The organism is Ochrobactrum sp. PL_is483 (genome assembly GCF_055816855.1).
This window is the reverse complement of the sequence record NZ_JBVPGS010000040.1, coordinates 496,596-515,945: the sequence shown is the minus strand read 5'-3', so window position 1 is coordinate 515,945 and position 19,350 is coordinate 496,596. Positions and strand designations below refer to the sequence as shown.

General features: G+C 53.8%; 18 protein-coding genes. 6 read left to right on the top strand and 12 right to left on the bottom strand.

Annotated features, from left to right (window positions below):
* Nucleotides 1–110: 110 nt before the first annotated feature.
* The 7 genes from AC0TNJ_RS20740 to denD form a co-directional block, all read right to left on the bottom strand.
* The gene (locus AC0TNJ_RS20740) at nt 111–1,118 is read right to left on the bottom strand and encodes a TRAP transporter substrate-binding protein (protein WP_122001853.1); all 1,008 of its coding nucleotides are present in this window, start codon (nt 1,116–1,118) and stop codon (nt 111–113) included.
* 30 nt (nt 1,119–1,148) lie between these two features.
* Nucleotides 1,149–2,426 (bottom strand): TRAP transporter large permease, encoded by a 1,278-nt coding sequence (locus AC0TNJ_RS20735; RefSeq protein WP_473768511.1) that lies wholly within the window; start codon nt 2,424–2,426, stop codon nt 1,149–1,151.
* Nucleotides 2,427–2,431: 5 nt separating this feature from the next.
* Nucleotides 2,432–2,956, bottom strand: coding sequence for a TRAP transporter small permease (locus tag AC0TNJ_RS20730; protein WP_473772271.1), 525 nt, complete (start codon nt 2,954–2,956; stop codon nt 2,432–2,434).
* Between the two features lie 10 nt (nt 2,957–2,966).
* Complete coding sequence (locus AC0TNJ_RS20725; RefSeq protein ID WP_473772270.1) at nt 2,967–4,175, bottom strand: fumarylacetoacetate hydrolase family protein; 1,209 nt, start codon at nt 4,173–4,175, stop codon at nt 2,967–2,969.
* A 79-nt stretch (nt 4,176–4,254) separates the two neighbouring features.
* Nucleotides 4,255–5,460, bottom strand: coding sequence for a mandelate racemase/muconate lactonizing enzyme family protein (locus tag AC0TNJ_RS20720; RefSeq protein ID WP_473772269.1), 1,206 nt, complete (start codon nt 5,458–5,460; stop codon nt 4,255–4,257).
* 33 nt (nt 5,461–5,493) lie between these two features.
* Nucleotides 5,494–6,375: an NAD(P)-dependent oxidoreductase gene (locus tag AC0TNJ_RS20715; protein WP_473772268.1), complete on the bottom strand. Its 882-nt coding sequence runs from the start codon at nt 6,373–6,375 to the stop codon at nt 5,494–5,496.
* The gene (gene denD / locus AC0TNJ_RS20710) at nt 6,372–7,355 is read right to left on the bottom strand and encodes a D-erythronate dehydrogenase (protein WP_473772267.1); all 984 of its coding nucleotides are present in this window, start codon (nt 7,353–7,355) and stop codon (nt 6,372–6,374) included. The genes AC0TNJ_RS20715 and denD overlap by 4 nt, the downstream gene beginning before the upstream one ends.
* A 244-nt stretch (nt 7,356–7,599) precedes the next feature.
* Between denD and AC0TNJ_RS20705 the strand changes: the two genes are divergently transcribed.
* From AC0TNJ_RS20705 to AC0TNJ_RS20690, 4 genes are read left to right on the top strand one after another with little or no spacing between them, the layout of a single operon-like run.
* Nucleotides 7,600–9,042 carry an FAD-binding oxidoreductase gene (locus AC0TNJ_RS20705; protein WP_473772266.1) on the top strand — a complete coding sequence of 481 codons (1,443 nt, stop codon included), beginning with the start codon at nt 7,600–7,602 and terminating at the stop codon, nt 9,040–9,042.
* A 42-nt stretch (nt 9,043–9,084) separates the two neighbouring features.
* Nucleotides 9,085–9,792, top strand: a complete 708-nt coding sequence (locus tag AC0TNJ_RS20700) for a FadR/GntR family transcriptional regulator (protein WP_473772265.1) — start codon at nt 9,085–9,087, stop codon at nt 9,790–9,792.
* Entirely contained in the window at nt 9,792–10,565 is a 774-nt protein-coding gene (locus AC0TNJ_RS20695; RefSeq protein ID WP_122001844.1) for an SDR family oxidoreductase, read from the top strand. The genes AC0TNJ_RS20700 and AC0TNJ_RS20695 overlap by 1 nt, the downstream gene beginning before the upstream one ends.
* 7 nt (nt 10,566–10,572) lie before the next feature.
* Nucleotides 10,573–11,073 (top strand): gluconokinase, encoded by a 501-nt coding sequence (locus AC0TNJ_RS20690; RefSeq protein WP_122001843.1) that lies wholly within the window; start codon nt 10,573–10,575, stop codon nt 11,071–11,073.
* A gap of 4 nt (nt 11,074–11,077) precedes the next feature.
* On the opposite strand, the gene AC0TNJ_RS20685 is transcribed toward AC0TNJ_RS20690, so the two are convergent.
* The 5 genes from AC0TNJ_RS20685 to ugpB form a co-directional block, all read right to left on the bottom strand.
* Entirely contained in the window at nt 11,078–12,850 is a 1,773-nt protein-coding gene (locus tag AC0TNJ_RS20685; RefSeq protein ID WP_473772264.1) for an SLC13 family permease, read from the bottom strand.
* A 120-nt stretch (nt 12,851–12,970) separates the two neighbouring features.
* Nucleotides 12,971–14,026: a sn-glycerol-3-phosphate import ATP-binding protein UgpC gene (locus AC0TNJ_RS20680; RefSeq protein WP_473772263.1), complete on the bottom strand. Its 1,056-nt coding sequence runs from the start codon at nt 14,024–14,026 to the stop codon at nt 12,971–12,973.
* A complete protein-coding gene (gene ugpE, locus AC0TNJ_RS20675) occupies nt 14,026–14,874 on the bottom strand; it encodes a sn-glycerol-3-phosphate ABC transporter permease UgpE (protein WP_122001840.1) in 849 nt (282 codons plus the stop codon). Before ugpE ends, AC0TNJ_RS20680 begins: the two co-directional genes overlap by 1 nt.
* 11 nt (nt 14,875–14,885) lie before the next feature.
* Complete coding sequence (ugpA, locus tag AC0TNJ_RS20670) at nt 14,886–15,767, bottom strand: sn-glycerol-3-phosphate ABC transporter permease UgpA (protein WP_122001839.1); 882 nt, start codon at nt 15,765–15,767, stop codon at nt 14,886–14,888.
* Nucleotides 15,768–15,836: 69 nt separating this feature from the next.
* A complete protein-coding gene (gene ugpB, locus AC0TNJ_RS20665) occupies nt 15,837–17,138 on the bottom strand; it encodes a sn-glycerol-3-phosphate ABC transporter substrate-binding protein UgpB (protein ID WP_162997330.1) in 1,302 nt (433 codons plus the stop codon).
* Between the two features lie 400 nt (nt 17,139–17,538).
* Here ugpB and AC0TNJ_RS20660 point away from each other — a divergent pair, with 400 nt between their 5' ends.
* On the top strand, nt 17,539–18,573 hold the full coding sequence (locus AC0TNJ_RS20660) for a LacI family DNA-binding transcriptional regulator (protein ID WP_473772262.1): 1,035 nt from the start codon (nt 17,539–17,541) through the stop codon (nt 18,571–18,573).
* Nucleotides 18,574–18,678: 105 nt separating this feature from the next.
* The gene (locus AC0TNJ_RS20655; protein WP_473768525.1) at nt 18,679–19,347 is read left to right on the top strand and encodes an amino acid ABC transporter permease; all 669 of its coding nucleotides are present in this window, start codon (nt 18,679–18,681) and stop codon (nt 19,345–19,347) included.
* Nucleotides 19,348–19,350: the final 3 nt, after the last annotated feature.

The window sequence follows — 19,350 nt, the reverse complement described above, 5'->3', positions numbered from 1 at the left end:
CAGGCCGACAGTCCTGCGCACGTTTCCAATCTGCTGAACGAATCCTCAGGAAGCTACTTGAATTGGCAGCACAGGCCGCGCATTTAGCGCGGCCTGTTCTTTTCGAGGTTCTATTGCTTGCGGATTTCGCCAAGCTGTTTCTGTACGGCGTCGACGACGTCCGCACCGATCTGCGACTTATATTTGTCATAGATAGGCTGGGACTTCTCAAGCATACGTGCATGCTCTTCAGGCGAAAGCGTATTGACTTCCAGACCTGCCTCCTTGATTTTTTCAAGTGACTTCTGGTTCAGTTCGCGAATGACCTTTCGTTCCACGTCGCGCCCAATGACGGCACATTCACGCAAAGCGGCCTGTTCTTCGGGTGAGTATGTGTCAAAGATCGGCTTGGAATACAGGAATAGAAACGGCGTATAAGCATGTTTCGTTTCAGTGACGTATTTCTGCACTTCATAGAATTTTGACGTATCGATTGTGACGTAGGGGTTTTCTTGGGCATCGATAGCTTTGGTTTCCAGCGCCGAGAATATTTCACCGAAAGCCATCGGCGTGGCATTGGCGCCGAAATTCTGGAACGTGTCGAGGAAGATGTTGTTCTGCATCACGCGGACTTTCATGCCGCTGAAATCTTCCCATTTGTTGACCGGATGTTTGGAATTCGAGAGATTCCGAAAGCCATTTTCCCAATAGGCCAGATTGACGAGGCCGACGGCGGCAAGTTTTTCGTCCATCATCTTGCCGAAGGGGCCGTCGACGACAGCATCTGCCTCTTCATCGTTTGCGAAGAGAAATGGCAAGTCGAAAACGCCAAGCGCGGGAACAATCCCGACGAGTGGTGATGACGATGTGACAACACCTTCCTGCACACCTGAACGGAGTGCCTGCGTCGCCTGCAAATCGCCTCCCAGAGCTCCACCCCAGAACGCGGTTATCTTCATCTTGCCGCCGGACTTCTCAGCCAGACATTCATTCATGGCTTTCATGCCATTGCCGACTGGATGATCCTCGTTAATGCCGTTGGAAACGCGGATGTTGCGCTCCTGAAATTCGGCGAAGGCAGGTGCAGTTAGGGCTCCCGCCATGAGGGCGGTCGTTGCCAGCATAATCAGTTTCTTCATTGAACTCTCCTCCCAGAGTTGGTGTTAAACCTAATGAAGCCAGTTCATGGGTACCAGTACGAGACTTGGAAACAGAACCAGCAGAAGCAATACGATCACCTGCGAAATCAGGAACGGATTGACGCCAGCGACCACTTTCCCGAGCGGCACCTTAGAAACGCCGCTCACAACATTCAGCACGACGCCGACCGGCGGGGTGATAAGCCCGATGCTGTTATTCATGATGAAGAGAACGCCGAAATAGGCCGGGTCTATACCCGCCTGTTTGACAATCGGCATCAGGACCGGCGTCAGGATCAGGATCGTCGGCGTAAGGTCCAGTGCGGTCCCAACGACGAGCACAAGAATCATGATCGCAAACATCAATAGCTTCGGACTATCGATCAGGGGCGCGATATAACTGCTGATCTCGGCCGGAATATTCGCTGCCGTTATCAACCACGACGACACCAGAGCCGACGCAACGAGAAACATGATGACGGACGTTGTTTTTGCAGCCCGCAAGAAGACGCCGTAGAGATCGAAAAATCTCAGTTCGCGATAGATGAACATGCCAACAAAAAGCGCATAGGCTGCTGCCACCACCGCTGCTTCTGTCGGTGTCATGACGCCCATTCGGATGCCGCCAAGAATGATCACCGGCATGCCGAGTGCCCAGAGTGCACGCCCGGTGGCCTGCAGCCGATCTTTGCGCGACTGCTTCGGAAGCACTTTGAGATTGTCTTTTCTGACGACGATCTGCCAGGTCACGAGCAGGGCAATACCCATTAACAAGCCCGGCACAATGCCCGCCATGAAAAGCTGTGTTATGGATACATTGGCCGCAACACCGAACACGATCATGGCCATGGATGGCGGGATAACCGGTGCAATGATGCCGCCGGCTGCCATCAACCCGGCGGAGCGCGGGATGTTGTAGCCAGCTTTGGCCATCATGGGCACGAGGATTGTTGCGAGCGCCGCCGTGTCGGCAGCAGCCGACCCTGATACGCTGGCCATGATGATGGCCGCGAGAATGGCCACGACACCGAGGCCGCCGCGAATATGGCCAACGCAGGCGATGGCGAAATCAATGATACGGCGGGACAGTCCCCCGGAATTCATTAATTCACCAGCCAGAATGAAGAAAGGGATCGCCAGAAGTGTGAACGAGTCGACACCCGCGATCATGTTCTGCGCGATGATCTGCGTATTGAACATTCCCATGTACCACATGAGAACGACACCACAGAACATAAGGGAGAACGCGATCGGAACACCGATAGCCATAGCACTGAGGAGCGATCCGACAAATACTACAAGCGTCATGTCGTCTACTCCATCAGATGGTCGAGCGAGTGTTCGCCCGCAAAGGTGGCTATTTCCTCATCGGTCAGACGACCTGTAACAGCCCGCAGGAAGCGCTCGGCGGCAATGATGAACATTGCCCCACCGGTAAATAGTCCGACGCCATAAACCCAGATCATGGAGAGGCCGGTGACAGGTGCGACCATGCTGGCATTGATGTCGAATTGCTTCCATGTGCCCCAGAAGAAAATTCCCGAGCATAAAAGGACGATCAGATAACTGACCGCCATGCAGGCAATGCGTCCCCGTCGCCCGAAGCGCGCAACCAGCGTTTCGATACCCAAATGGCTGTTCTCGCGAAACGTGAGGACTGCCCCGAGAAACGCTACCCACACAAAAAAGTAACGCGCAAGTTCCTCCGACACGGTCAGCCCGGAATTTGCCGCATAGCGCAAAACCACGTTGACGAAGACCATGATAGCCATGCCTGCGAGGAGGAAGACGAGAATTGCGCCAAGTAGCTTGTAGAAGAAGTCTATGGCTTTCGTCATATGCTCGCCCTCAGACTTTATGGAGCAGATCGCGGGCTTGCAGGTTCTGGATCAGTGCCCTGATACCGAATGTCCATTCAGGGCATCTGTCAGTCCTGTCGACCCAGTTGACAAGACGTCCCAGCTTCGGTGTGGATATTTCCACGCGGTCGCCGACTTCGTGGGTGAAACCCTGTCCCGCGCCACGACGGTCCTTCACGGGCGCGAACATCGTGCCGAGAAACAACACTGCTCCATCTGGATACTGATGATTGCGGTTCATCATTTGCGAGGCGAGATTTTCAGGGTCGCGGCTGATTGCTTCCATTGGGCTTTCGCCGGTCATCTCGAAGCCGTCTGCTCCGTGAACAGTCAGCGCAAGCTTGAGTTTGCGCAACACGTCCATAGTGAAATCGCCATCAAACAAGCGAATGAAAGGGCCGATTGCACAGGATGCGTTATTATCCTTCGCCTTGCCGAGCAAGAGCGCTGAACGCCCTTCGACGTCCCTGAGATTGACGTCATTGCCGAGCGTCGCCCCAACAATGCGTCCGTCAGATGCGACAACCAGTACGACTTCCGGTTCGGGATTGTTCCATTGCGAAATGGGTAGAATGCCGACTGTTGCGCCGCATCCAACGGCAGACATCGGCTGGGATTTGGTGAAGATTTCTGCGTCTGGCCCGATGCCCACTTCCAGATACTGGGACCAGAGCCCCATTTCCTGAAGGAGCGCCTTGACCTCTGCGGCTTTCTCGGAGCCAGCAACAACACCGCGCAAATTATCGCCGATGACGGGGGCGAGGCGCTCACGAATTTCACGGGCGCGGGAAGGATCGCCTTTTGCCTGCTCTTCGATCACGCGCTCGAGCATGCTGTCAGCAAAGGTAACACCTGCTGCCTTGATGGATTGCAAATCGATAGGAGCGAGCAGCTCTCCGCAATCATCGGACAGAAAATCGTCCAGAGACCCGAGGACGGGGAAGCTCTCTGCAGCCTGCAACTCGCTTAGTAGCGAATTGCGTTCCAGAAGTCCTGAAACGGTAGCAGATAAGCTGGATATGTCGTGCAGATAACCGTTTTTTACCAATACTGGACAGGGGCCATTTTCTGCCTTCGACCAAACTCGGCCTATCAAAATCGCAGAATGGCTATCTTCAGGCAGAATCGCCGATGCTGTCAGTTCACGCTTGTCTTGCACGGATATCCTCCCAATATATGGCCGTTTCCCGTTGGCCATGCGTTGTCAGGATGTCTGACAACAATAGTACTATTATTAGCAGTCTGATATTTAGTCCAGCCGTCAGGCGGCATTAACCTCAAAAATTAGATCGATCTGTTTTTCTTCGGCTGACGGTGTAGGCCTTGCTCATTTCGGGATTGAGTTCCATGCCGAGACCTGCGCCGGGTGGAACGGTAATCATGCCATTCGCCACTTCGGGCAGGGCCGTGACAAGGTCGCGATACCAGGTTTTGTAAAATGCGCGCACGCTTTCCTGAATGAGAGCATTCGGTGCGTTAAGCGACAAGTGCGTTGAAGCGCACAGAACGACAGGGCCAGTACAGTCATGCGGTGCTACCGGAAGATGCCACGCTTCTGCCATGGCTGCGATCTTGCGAGCTTCTGACAGGCCACCGCACCAGCTTAAATCGAGCATCACCACACCAGCAGCGCCTGTTTCGAGAAGATCTCGAAAGGCCCAACGGCTTCCCAAGGTCTCGGAGGCGCAGATCGGTGCAATACTTGTTTCCGCATAACGTTTCAGGCTACCGAGACTGTCCATCTTGATCGGGTCTTCGTGCCAGAAAGTCTTGAATGGCGCGAGTTCACGGGCGATTTGCATGGCGGGCAAGAGTTGCCACATGGAATGGAACTCAACCATGATATCCATGCGATCACCGACGGTCGCGCGAATTTTCTCGAAAGGCTGCAATGCCGCTTTGAGATCGGGTTGAGAAATATACTGTCCGCGCGTCTTCTCTGCCGCCATGTCAAACGGCCAGATTTTCATCGCCGTGATGCCCTCGTCCAGCAACGAAAGTGCAAGTTCGTCTGCCCGGTGCAGGAAGCCGTTCAGATCATCATAACTGGCATCCGCATTCGCAAGGCCATAATTGGCAGACTGCTGGCCGGTAGCCTTCTTTATGTATTCGGTTCCGGCGCAGGTATTGTAGGTGCGGATGGATTGGCGGCTGAAACCGCCAAGAAGCTGAGCGATAGGGAGATTGGCGGCTTTGCCGTAGAGATCCCACAGGGCGATGTCGAAAGCGGAGTTACCGCGCACTTCGGCGCCGGTTGAACGGAATCCGAGATAGCCCACAAGGTCGGAGGCCAGCAGATCAATTTGCAACGGGTCACGACCTATGACGCGTGGTGCAACATATTCGTGCAGATAGGCCTCGACCGTCTCGGCCATGAAAAAAGTTTCACCGAGCCCGGTAATCCCTTCGTCTGTATGAACTTCAACCCATAACAGATTTGGCCGTTCGGCTATGCGGATCGTTTCGACGGCTGTGATCTTCATTGCACCTCCCAATGCAATCGGAAACGGTGTGAGCTAGCTCGTCCCGCCTTGATTGAGCTTTTCGAGATGAAGGAGCAGGGCGCTATGATCTTGCTCGCCGCCACCTTCTTCTACGAAAGCGGCAAAGGCTTCGCGCACAGTCTCGGTAAGCGGCAGGCTCAAGGACAAATTGCCCGCCGTATCGAGGATCGAATTGAGATCCTTCAGCTGAATGCGCGATGTGCCGCCCGGCGTAAAATTGCGATCAATCATCCGTTTGCCGTGCAGGTCGAGAATACGGCTTTCACAGAAACCGCCTCGAATGGCGTCGCGGAATGCTGCACGTGATCCACCGCCTTTTTCGACCAGAACCATTGCCTCCGCAATGGCTCCAATGGTTACGGCTACAATCTGCTGATTGGCGAGTTTTGCCAATTGGCCAGCACCGGATGGACCGACGCGGGTGAGGCGCCCCATTGGTTTGAACACGTCAGAGAGGCCCGCAATGATTGTTTCATCGCCTCCAGCCATGATGGCAAGTGTGCCTTCCTGTGCACCGATTACGCCCCCTGAAACCGGCGCGTCGATATGATTGACGCCTATCGCTTGCAAGCGCTGGGTATGCAGGCGGGCGAAATCCGGTGAATTGGAGCTCATGTCGATGACGGTGCTGCCATTTTTCAAGACGGCAGCGACGCCTTGCTCAAAGAGGACCTCCCGTACCGCCGGCCCATCGGTCAGCATGGTGATGACTATATCGGCCTGCTCCCCCGCCTTGGTGGCTGTTTCAGCGACTTTGGCACCTTTTTCAACAAGGGGGGCAGACTTGGTGCTGTTCCGGTTCCAGACAGTCACGTCGAAGCCCGCATCCAGAAGGCGTCCGACCATGGGTGCGCCCATCAGCCCGGTTCCCAGAAAAGCGATCCTGCGTGTCAAAGCTTACCTCCCATTTCGTCCTCGATGTGAACGCGAATAATCTCATCAAAGGATGTTTCGGCGGTGAAGCCAAGAGCCTGCGCGCGTTTTGCTTCAAAACCAGGAGCCCAGCCAGCGACCATGCGCATAATCATTTCGTCCGGTTCGCGTCGGATGAGGCCGACGGCTTTTTCCCCCGCTACGCGGCGCAAGGCTTCGATCTGTTCGCCCACGGTGGCACTGAGACCCGGCATGGAAAGATTGCGACGCGCTCCCACAGCTTCCGTATCGATGGTTGCGCCATGGATCAGAAAGCCGACGGCTGAGCGCGGCGAAGCATGCCAATGCCGAACATCTTCGGGAACGGGCAGAACGGCTTCCTGCCCGGATAGCGGTTCGCGAAGGATGTTGGAGAAAAAGCCGGAAGCGGCTTTGTTCGGTTTGCCGGGGCGTATGCAGATCGTCGGCAGGCGAATGCCGATACCTTCGAAGAAGCCGCGCCGGGTGTAATCCGATAACAAAAGCTCGCTTATGGCCTTTTGCGTGCCATAGCTCGTCAACGGGGTTGTGTGAAATTCATCGGGGATCGGGTGGGGGAGTGGGGCGCCAAAAACGGCAATGGAAGACGTGAAAACCACGCGCGGCTTATAGTCATCAGCAATGTGCGCAAGCCTGATTGCGTCAAACAGATGCCGGGTGCCATCCAGATTGATTCGATATCCTTTATCAAAATCTATCTCCGCTTCACCGGACACGATGGCCGCAAGGTGGAAGATGACATCAGGTCGCCCTGACACGATCTTCTGAGCTGTTTCCATAGTGGATATATCTGCTGCCAGAGTATCGACTGTTCCCGCAAAACTGGTCGGAGGTTCTGCCGCTACGATATCGATAAGTGTAAGCTTTTCGACGGATTTTCCGCCAAGATGACCGTCTTTCGAGAGGCGCTGTGTTAGTTTGCGCCCGACCATGCCGGCAGCGCCGATGATTGCGATATGCATCCAGAAATCTCCTCCCTGCCTTGCAGCCAACCTCGCTCAAAAATGTAGGCGTGGCTATCGTAACAACACTTATCCAGTCTCCCACAGATTCATGTTGTAGGGTTGTCTGATAACCTTATATGTAAGCCTTGGAAACAGTTTTCTCTGTTCTGCCACGGGAGCAAACGGAAAAGCCCGCTGCATCTTAAAAACTGCCGTACTCCTGCGGCAGCGCATTGCACATCGATATAGCCAAGAGGGTATCATGCACAGTTCGGGGGACATGACCGGAAACAAGCAGACAGATCTCGTCGCTCTTTTGGGCGATGATCTGGTTATGACCGGGCAAAACGACATGCTTGGCTATTGCCGTGACTGGCCCGGAGATGTGGAGAAGGCGGCGGTGGCGGTGATCCGTCCGCGTTCGACAGCTGATGTCTCTGCCGCGGTTAAAGCCTGCGCTTTGCTAGGATTGTCTGTCATTCCCCAAGGCGGAAATACCGGTCTCGTGCAAGGCGGTGTACCTGATGGCCAGGACAACCTCGTCATCTTGAGTCTCGAGCGAATGTACTGCATTCGGAAAATTGATCCGGACGACTTTTCAGCGGTTGTCGACGCCGGTTGCATTCTTTCCGAACTGAAAGACAAACTGGCAGCAGAAGGAATGTTTTTCCCGCTGGCGCTTGGTGCACAGGGAAGCTGCCGTATTGGTGGAAATGTCAGCACCAATGCTGGCGGTGTCAACGTGTTGCGCTATGGCATGACCCGCGAGTTGATCCTTGGGCTGGAGGTGGTTCTGCCTGACGGTACAGTCTTCAACGGTCTTTCGACGCTGAGAAAAGACAATCGCGGCATTGATCTTAAGCAGCTTTTTATCGGCGCGGAAGGCATTCTTGGAATAGTAACTGGTGTGGCGATCAAATTGATGCCTTTGCCGGACAAGGTCGAAACTGCGCTGCTCGGGCTTAATTCCCTTGAGGATGCGATCGCGCTTTATCGACGGGCGCGGGTGCAGTGCTGTGATCTGATGTCCGCATTCGAGTTCATGCCGCCGGTGGCCTTTACACTCGCGCAAGAGGCTATGCCGGAACTCACCGTGCCGCTTGGGCAATATCCGGCCTATGTATTGATGGAGATTTCAGGCTCGGGTCTAGTCGATATAGCATCCTTGATGGAACGGTTTCTTGCACAGGCACTGGAAGATGGCCTCGTTCTTGACGGGGCCATCGCGTCATCGCGGGCACAGGGTCAAAATCTCTGGATGTTTCGGGAGGCGATGAACGAGGGGCAGGCCCTGCGCGGCAAGCACCTGCGCACGGACATATCAGTTCCGCTTTCAAAACTGGCATCATTCGTCGATGAAGCTGAAAGGGAACTGGCGAAGGTTCTTCCCGATTGTCTCGCGGTTTCCTATGGGCATGTCGGCGATGGCAATGTGCATCTCAATGTCATCCCCGAAAGCAATCTCGGTGTCGCAGCGAAAGACGTGAAGATCAAGCTTGCGAAGGAAACGATCAATGCTGTTCTGGATCATTATGCGGGCAGCATTAGCGCCGAGCACGGCATCGGTCGTTTGAAAAGGGACGATTTTGAGAAGCGCATTGACCCTGCGCGGCGAAAGTTGCTTGAAGCTCTCAAGCAGGTCATTGATCCGGGCAACATCATGAATCCGGGCTGCCAGCTTTCGCTTGACTCTTCAAGAGGCTGACGACACATCAGTTGCACGGGCAATCAGGGAGACTTTATCATTTTGTTTGGTGAAATCAGGCGCAATGAGCAGCTCCCCGGACGCATCGCTTCCGAAATTACGCGGCAGATTGGTGAAGGTACTCTGCTGCCGGGGCAAAAGCTGCCGACAGAACATAATCTTGCTCAAAGCTTCGGCGTTAGCCGTTCGGTTGTACGCGAAGCGATTGCCCAGCTTCGCAACGAGGGCTTGATTGAAACACGTCAGGGTGTCGGTGCTTTCGTAACGGAACCCGACAGGCGGCATGCCCTCCGCATCGAACCCGAAACACTTGCCAATCGTGAAAATTTCCGCAGCCTGTTCCAGTTGCGAATGGCGCTCGAGATTGAAGCGGCAGGATTAGCGGCGGTGCATCGCAATGAACATGACATGATGCAACTGAACGAAGCGCTAGCAGAAATGAGCGGTTCAAAAAAATGGACAGATACGGGTATAGCTGCCGATCTGGCTTTTCATCGCGCACTCGCTTCTGCAACCCATAACGAGTATTTTCCGCTGGTCCTCGGTTTCATTGCCGAGCGCATCAATCAGGCAATCAACGCAGCGCGTGCAAGGGCCGTGCTTGAGCAGATCGTCGAGATCACCATTAATGAGCACACCGCGATCAGGGATGCCATTCACTCACGTGATCCATTGCGTGCGCGCGAAGTGATGCGAAACCATATCGTGCAGGCAGCAAGCCGCGTCGGTCTCAAATTGGAAACTTTCTAATGGCTTCTTCTTTCGAACTTTTCAGTCTGGACGGGCGCATTGCCTTGGTCACCGGTTCCAGTCAAGGCATTGGTTTTGCTTTGGCTCGAGGGCTTGCAGAACATGGCGCAACGGTGATCATCAATGGTCGTGACCGAAACAAGGTTGATGCTGCCGTTATCTCATTGGAAGAAGAGGGCCATACGGTCTTTGCATCTGGATTCGATGTGACGGATGCTGAAGAAGTTCGCGCCGCTATTGATGCGATAGAGGATGAAATCGGCGCGCTCGATATTCTGGTCAATAATGCCGGAATGCAGTATCGAGCGCCGCTCGAAGATTTCCCGGTCGAGAAATGGCACCAGCTCCTTGAAACCAATATTTCCAGCGCTTTTTATGCCGGACAGGCGGCTGCGCGCCATATGATTGCACGAGGACGCGGCAAGATAATAAATATTGCGTCGGTTCAAAGCGAATTGGCTCGACCTTCCATCGCGCCTTATACTGCAACGAAAGGAGCTATTCGCAACTTGACGCGTGGTATGGCCACTGATTGGGCCAGACACGGCTTGCAGATCAATGCGATTGCACCCGGCTATTTCAAGACGCCACTGAATCAGGCATTGGTTGATGACCCTGAATTTACGGCTTGGCTGGAAAAAAGAACACCGGCGGGTCGTTGGGGAGATGTGGAGGAACTGGTTGGGGCCGCAGTGTTCCTGAGCAGCGACGCTTCCACTTTTGTAAACGGACAGGTTTTGCATGTCGATGGCGGCATGACCGCGAGCGTATGAGGAATTGATGTTGCGTATTATCGTTATGGGTGTTTCGGGTTCCGGAAAATCGACGATCGGAGAGAAGATTGCCGATGCATTGGCTCTCCCGTTTCTGGAAGGCGACTCTCTTCATCCGAAGTCCAACGTCGATAAAATGTCAGCAGGCATACCTTTGCAGGATGAGGATCGCTGGCCCTGGCTCGATAAAATCGGAGAACGTCTTGCTGCCTCGACTGACGGGATTGTCGTTTCCTGTTCTGCGCTGAAAAAGATATACCGTGACCGCCTCCGCTCTGCTGCGGGTGCGCCTGTCCTTTTTGTTTTTCTGGACGGCAGTTTTGAAGTCTTGCATGAGCACATGGGGCATCGCACTGGCCATTTCATGCCGGTAACGATGCTGGAAAGCCAGATTGCGACACTCGAAAGCCCGGTTGGAGAACCATTGGTCTTCCGCGCTGATATCGCCGAGAGCGTGGAAAAGATCGTATCTGATAGCCTCGAATGGATACGTTCAGTCGAGCTTTAGCACGCTATTGTAGCGGCCAGAAAAACATCAGGGTGGGAACCGTTACAATCGCGATGATGATGGATAGCGGCAATCCAAGACGCGGATAATCGCTGAATTTATAGCCGCCAGGCCCCATCACCAGCGTATTGCACTGATGGCCGATCGGGGTGAGGAAATCACATCCTGCGCCGATCGCTACTGCCATCAGAAAGGCTTCTGGCTTGAAACCAAGTCCGGAAGCAAAACTTGTCGCGATGGGAGCCATCACAAGCACCGTTGCGGCATTGTTGAGAAACGGCGTAACCATCATCGCGGCCACAAGAATGAGTGCCAAGGCCCCAGCTGGTGGCAATTGATGGCCAATGGTGGCAAGCCCTTCTGCTATGAGATCCGTGCCGCCGGTTGTTCTCAACGCATCCGAAACCGGAATAAGCGCAGCTAACATGACCAGAATCGGGCCATCGATTTCATCATAAACCTCGTTGAGAGGGATCACTTTGAACAACAGCATAGCGACGGCAGCGGCAAAGAAAGCGACCGCCACCGGCACTAGGCTTAAAGCGGTTGCCCCGATGGCGGCAATCAGAATGGCGAGCGGGATCAATCCACGCCTGACGCTGCCAAGCATCAGCTTGCGGCGAGCAAGCGGCAGCAATTCAAATTCCGGCAGGAAATTGGAAAGATTGGCCTGTCTGCCTTGCAGCACGATTACGTCCCCGAAGCGTAGAATGACCTCACTGAGACGTTCGGTAATGCGCTCGCCCGGTCGGCTGACTGCCAGCAGGTTCAGGTCATAGCGTGCGAAAAGAGCAAGCCTCTGGGCGGTCAGTCCGATGAGGCGCGAATTCTTTCCGATAACGGCTTCAACGGCTTCAATGTCGGTCGAGCCGCTGGTCTCGGAGGGCTTGCGATTCTCGGACAGGGTGAGTTTTGCTGCACTTATGACAGTATCAAGCGCTTTGGGATCGCCCTCCAAAAGAACAACGTCACCTTCATTCAGAATCGTGTCGGGAAGCGGCGTCAACCGCTGATCGTTGCGTATGATGGACGTCACCATCGCTTCGCCTTCGGCCACCCTGATGAGATCAGTCACGCGCTTGCCGATCATTGTCGAGGTTTTGCTGAGGCGGGCTTCAGAAGCATAATTCTTGATCTTGATCGCTTCATTGAGTGAAACGTTTTCGCGAGTGCGCTGGGGAACAAGCCAGTAAAAAAACACCAGATAGATGAGACCTACGGCTGAGAGCACTGCTCCCACTGGCGTGAAGTCGAACATGGTGAAAGGCTCTCCGACCATTTCGCCACGGATGCGGGAAACGACGATATTGGGTGAAGTGCCGACCTGGGTCATCAAGCCGCCGAGCAGCGCGCCGAATGCCATGGGCATGAGGAAAGTTGAGGGAGAAATGTTGGAACGGCGCGCAAACTGAAACGCAACAGGAATCATGATTGCCAGTGCGCCGACATTTTTAACGAAGGCAGAAAGCACGGTGACGACCGCCACCAGAACGGCAAGCTGTAGCCGCACGCTGTTCATTTCCGGCAGAAAGCGCTGGACTGCCGCCTGCATAAGGCCGGAGCGCGCGACGCCCGCGCTAACCACCAGTGCACTGCCAACGATGATAACAATGTCGTCGCTGAAGCCGGAAAAAGCTTGATCGAAGGGTACAACCCCGACCGCTATGCCCAAGAGAAGCGCACAAAGCGCAACTACGTCATAACGGAATTTGCCCCAGATAAACGCCCCCATCATGAGTATGATTACCGCGAAGGAGAGTATCTGCTGATGCGTCATCTATCGGAGTTTCCTCACAGGCGGAAAAATATTCCATCTCTGTGTAGCCGATAAATTCTAAAACAGAAATCGATTATTATAGCGGGTTGCGACCGTCCGAGGACGCAACCCGCTATAATGTCAATCATTTATGCGCTGGCCATCACTGCCAAAAATATGGACATTTTTTGCGGATGCGCCAACCTTGACGGTCTGATCGATATTGTGTGCCGAGCGCCCGGCCACGCGGAAGATAAGCGGCTTGCCGTCTGGCAAAGCAGCATGGATATAACTTTCTGCCCCGACGAGTTCGACGGCTTCAATGCGGACGGTCGTATTGAAGCCATCAGCATCCGGCGCGCTATCGTCGAGAATGTGGATATCTTCCGGGCGAACACCGATGGTGAAATTTCCTGCCGGTGTTTTCACCGCGCGACCGGTTGTCCAGGCTGTGCTTTCCGCGCTCTGCAGCAAGTTCATTGACGGGGAGCCGATAAACGTTGCGACGAATGTGGAGGCTGGCTTTTCATAAAGCTCGATCGGCGTGCCGACCTGCTCGATATGGCCGGCATTGAGCACCACAAGACGATCGGCCATGGTCATGGCCTCCATCTGGTCATGGGTGACATAAACACTGGTCGTGCCAAGCGAACGTTGCAGCCGCTTGATCTCGACACGCATCTGCACACGCAGTTTCGCATCGAGATTGGAAAGCGGTTCATCGAAGAGGAAGGCGGCTGGTTCGCGCACAATGGCGCGGCCCATCGCTACACGTTGGCGCTGACCGCCGGAAAGCTGACGCGGCTTGCGCTCCAGAAACTGCTCAATCTCAAGCGCCTTTGCAGCTTTCGCTATACGCCGTTCGATTTCTTCTTTCGGCGTTTTACGATTCTTCAGTCCGTAAGCAAGATTGTCGCGAACAGTCATATGCGGATAGAGAGCATAATTCTGGAACACCATGGCGATGTCGCGCTCGGCAGGTTCCACATCGTTGACCACGCGGTCACCGATGGAAATGGTGCCGGACGTGATGCTCTCCAGACCCGCAATCATGCGAAGCAGCGTAGACTTGCCGCAACCGGACGGGCCAACAAGCACTACGAACTCGCCATCCTCAATCTCCAGCGAAACGCCTTTGATGACTTCAACATTGCCGCCATAGCTCTTGCGGACGTTATCAAGAACGATTTTGCTCATTACTTTTCCGTTTCAACGAGACCTTTGACGAACCAGCGTTGCATCAGCACCACAACGAGGATCGGCGGGATGATGGCCAGAATGGCTGTTACCATGACGTAGTTCCAGGGAGTGGAAGCGTCTGCCCAGTCGACCATGCGGCGCAGGCCGATGATGATGGTGTTCATTTTTGCATCATTGGTAACGAGCAGCGGCCAGAGATACTGGGTCCATCCGTAAATGAAGAGAATTACGAAAAGCGCTGCGATATTCGTCTTTGAAAGGGGAAGCAGGATGTCCCGCATGAAACGGAACGGCCCTGCATTATCGATACGCGCCGCCTCCACTAGTTCACCCGGAATTGTGAGGAAGAACTGACGGAACAGGAATGTTGCTGTCGCAGACGCCATCAGCGGTAGGGTCAAGCCTGCATAGGTGTCGATCATGCCAAGATCGACTATTACCTTGTAAGTCGGCAGGATGCGCACTTCCACGGGCAGCATCAGCGTGACGAAGATCATCCAGAAGAAGAACATGCGCAACGGAAAGCGGAAAAATACAATCGCGAACGCTGACATGAACGAGATGATGATCTTGCCGACAGCAATTGCCATGGCGACCACGAAAGAGTTCCAGAGTAGCCGCTCAAGACTGACGCCAACAACGCGTTCAACGCCACCGAAGATGGCCTCCCCGTAGTTTTCGACAAAATGGTCGCCGGGCAGCAGCGAGATAGGCGGACGAATGATCTGCGTCGATGTCATCGTTGAAGCGACGAACGTATAATAGATCGGAAACGCCACAATAATGATGCCCAAGATCAGGATCAGATGGCCGATAAGGTTTGAGACAGGGCGTTTTTCTATCATTGTCGCCTCACTCACGAATAATGCACCCGCTTCTCAACGAAGCGGAACTGGAAAGCGGTCAAGGCAATCACGATCGCCATCAGAATAACTGACTGCGCAGAAGACGAGCCCAGGTTGAGATTGACGAAGCCGTCATTATAAACTTTGTAGACCAATGTTTCGGTGGCTTTGGCAGGTCCACCGCCAGTAACAGCGTGGATGATGCCGAACGTATCGAAAAATGCATAAACCGTGTTCACGACCAGCAGAAAAAACGACGTCGGTGCAAGCAGAGGAAATACGATAGACCAGAATCTCCGCGATCCGCGAGCGCCGTCGATAGCAGCTGCTTCGATCAACGATTTAGGAATTGCCTGTAACCCTGCAACAAAGAACAGGAAATTATAGGAAATCTGTTTCCACGCAGCCGCAACGACGACCAGACCCATGGCCTGATTGCCATCCAGCAACGGGTCCCATGCGATGCCATTGCGGCGCAATATATAAGCAAAAGTGCCCATCGCAGGGTTGAACATGAAAAGCCACAACATGCCGGCGACTGCCGGGGCCACGGCATAGGGCCAGATCAGAAGCGTACGATAAAATGTTTTTCCGCGGATAACGCGATCCGCTGCCGTTGCAAGCAGCAATGCTACGCCCATGGCAAGCAACGCGGTTAGAATGTTGAAGACGATCGTTACTTTGAATGAGTGTAGATAATTGGGGTCAGCCAGAACGGTTGTAAAGTTCGCCAGTCCCACAAAGGTGGATTTTAGCCCGAATGCGTCTTCTCGCATGAAGGACTGATAAATTGCCTGACTGGCTGGCCAGAAGAAAAAGACCACAGTCAAAACGATCTGTGGAGCCAGCAAAAAATAAGGCAGGATCTTATTCGGAAAGGTAACTTTCTGCACGGGGAGCTTCCTCGTGGGTTACAAGGCCGCCCACCACGAAGGCAGGCGGCTTTGTGTCAATGTGAACGATTATTGGGCCGCGGCAATCGCGTCATTAGCGCGCTTGACGCCGTTCTCAAGTGCTGTTTTTGCATCCTGCTTGCCACCGAGCATGGCTTCGAACTCTTCGTTCAGAATATCGCGGACCTGCGGCAGGTTGACGAGGCGCACACCCTTTGAGTTTTCAGTGGGAGCCTTGCCCATCATTTGGAGGATAGGCGTTTCACGGCCCGGATTCTTTTCATAGAAATCCGATTTCTTGGTTTCCTCATAGGCAGCCAGTGTCACAGGCAGATAGCCGGATTTTTCATGCAGCTTGACCTGAATTTTGGTCTGCGAGAGGAAGTTGAAGAATTGTGCAACGCCCTTGTACTGCTCGTCGCTAAGACCCGCGAAAACCCACAAGGCTGCGCCGCCAGGAATCGTATTCTGCGGGCCGTGACCTTCATAATAAGGCAGCTGGCCGATGCCGTAGTTGAGGCCGGACTTCACGACGTCTCCAAGACCGCCCGAGGATTCAGTCAGCATCGCACATTCACCTGAAGTGAAAAGCTGCTTGGCTTCCGATGTGCGACCGCCGTAGCGGAACGTGCCGTCTTTCGCGAGGTCGGCAATCGACTGGAAGTGCTGAATGTAAAGCGGCGAATTGATTTCGAGCTTTACGTCGGTGCCGCCAAGGCCGTTTTCATTGGTGCCGTAAGGAACGTTGTTCCAGGCCGCGAAGTTTTCGGTCTGAATCCAGGTTAGCCATGTCGAAGTGAAACCGCACGCTGCTGCGCCGCTGGATTTGATCTTCTTGGCCGCTTCAAAAACTTCCGGCCAGGTCTTTGGCGGATTGTTTTCATCAAGGCCGGCCTTCTTGAAGGCGTCCTTGTTGTAATAAAGGATCGGCGAAGATGAATTGTATGGGAAGGACAGCATGGTGCCGTCCGGCTTTGAATAATAGGCGACGATGCCGGGCAGATACTGCGACTTGTCGAACTTGAATCCGCCCTTTTCCAGTACTTCGGCGGCTGGCACCACGGCGCCTTCAGCGGCCATCATGACGCCGCTGCCGGCGTCGAACACCTGGAGAATTGCAGGGGGCTGCTTGGAACGGAACGCGGCAATGCCAGCATTCAGCGTTTCAGGATAGGTTCCCTTATAGACGGGGACGATCTTGTATTCGCTCTGGCTTTCGTTGAATTCTTTCGAAAGCTCATTGACCATTTCGTTGTTGGCACCGGTCATGCCGTGCCACCATGCCAGTTCCGTCTGGGCAAATGCCTGCGAACCGATGGTGAGGGCGAGGGCGCTTGTGAGCGCCGAGGTCGTGATCAGACGGATAAGCATGTTTCCTCCTCTAGCGTGAGATTGCGTGAACATTCGAGTCCCTCCATGAAGTCTCAAAGTCCCGACATCTGCGGTATATTCATTGCACTTATATGAATGCTTTTTTTTGCAAAGGATCAACCTTCGATTCTTCCAATGGCAGAATAAATTCGAAAACGATAGCATTCAAAATGAAAAAAAACGAAAGGGAAGCGATTATCGTGGGGAGAACATGTGAATAATCAAGGGTTCGAAAATGCCTTGCAATGGCATTTTCTGCGCCAGCCGATGGCTCTGTATCCAGCGGATTGACCAATGCACAGGTCTGAACAGATTATAAGCTCTTCGAATCCGATCGGTGGTTGACTGATTTTCCACCGCAGCCCCACTGCACATTGCCCGCTTGCTGACAGGTGAATTTATGCCCAGTGACGATCGCCGGAAAAGTCGCGTTACGCTTTTGGATGTGGCCCGGCACGCAAATGTATCGCGCGCGACAGCCTCCCTGGTCATTCGCAAAAGTCCATTGGTTGGGGCGGCAACGCGCGAGAAGGTCGAAAAAGCCCTCCAGGAGCTGGGGTATGTCTACAATATGGGTGCTGCCAGTCTTCGCGCGGAAAGGTCGAATACTGTTGGCGTTATCGTACCCACCCTCGCCAATCCGTTTTACGGCGAATTGCTTTCAGGAATAGACAGTGTCGTGGGGGAAGCGGGGCTGGTTGTTCTTCTTGCAAACAGTCACGAGAATTTTGCTAATCAGACCATTCTCATGCAGCGTATGCGCGAGCATGGCGTCGATGGCGTAATTGTGTCGCTGACGGCAGAAACAGCACCGGAATTTATTGAGCAGATCGCTGAATGGGGCTTACCGGTGGTCCAGGTGTTGCGTCATGTGACAGAAAGAATTGACTATGCCGGCGTGGACTATGCGGGCGGCATGCGGCAGGCGGTCAATCATCTTGCCGAGTTGGGGCACAGGACAATCGCCTTTGCTGTGCATGGTCCAGTCCATTCGGCATATCGTGAACGTGTCGAAGGTTTCCGCGATGCGATGCAACAACAAGGCCTCGATCCCGAGATGATTGTCCGGTTGCCCTATACCATGCCCGAAATTGCCAAAGCGGCTCCGCTACTTTTTCAGGAAGGTCGAATGCCAACAGCAGCAATCTGCTTCAATGATGTGGTAGCGCTCGGTCTTTCGGCGGGTCTTTATGATTGCGGAAGAAAAGTGGGGGAGAATTTTTCGCTGATCGGTTTCGACGATGTGAGCGATGCCGAAGCAACACGTCCGCGCCTTAGCTCAGTCTCGACTCGTCCTGTCACTGTGGGTCAAAATGCCGCCAACTTGCTTTTGTCCCGTTTGGAAAACCCCAAAAAAGAAGCCCAGCGTATCATTAGCGAAACATATTTGCAGGTGAGGCAATCCTGCGCCCCGGCAAAAGCTTCTGCCGTCTAATCCTAATTAATGATTGACGAGTGCTACTAAACACATTTAGATCGATCTAAATTATTGCTGACGGGACGAAAAGTCGGCATAATCGGTGTACCGGGAGGTTCAGCATTGTATAATTTCAACTTCGCGCCTGTCTTCGCGTCGATGGATAAGCTGCTTGTCGGTGCGTGGCAGACAATTGAGCTTTCATGCGCTGCGATGGTCCTCGGCCTGATTGTTTCGATTATCTGCGCTGTCGGCAAGACGTCCGGACCAAAGCCGATCCGGTTCGTCATCGATGCCTATATCGAAATCATCCGCAATACGCCGTTTCTGGTGCAGATTTTCTTTATCTTCTTCGGGTTGCCGTCTGCAGGCCTGCGCATGTCGCCGAATAGTGCGGCGCTGCTTGCACTGGTGGTGAATTTTGGCGCCTACGGCACGGAAATTATTCGTGCCGGGATTGAATCCATTCACAAGGGTCAGGTGGAAGCGGGGACTGCGCTTGGTCTCTCCAGGCTGCAAGTCTTTCGCTATGTCATTATGAAACCGGCTTTGCGGACGGTTTATCCGTCGCTTACCAGCCAGTTCATCTATCTGATGCTGACCTCAAGCGTGGTCTCGGTGATTTCGGCGAATGAGCTTGCAGCCGCGGGCAATGACCTTCAGTCAGCAACCTTTGCAAGCTTTGAGGTCTATATCGTTATCACCTTGATGTATCTCGTCATGTCTATCGGTTTCTCGGCCATTTTTGCGCTGATCGAGAAGGTGGCGTTCAAATATCCGTTGAGCCGATAGGAG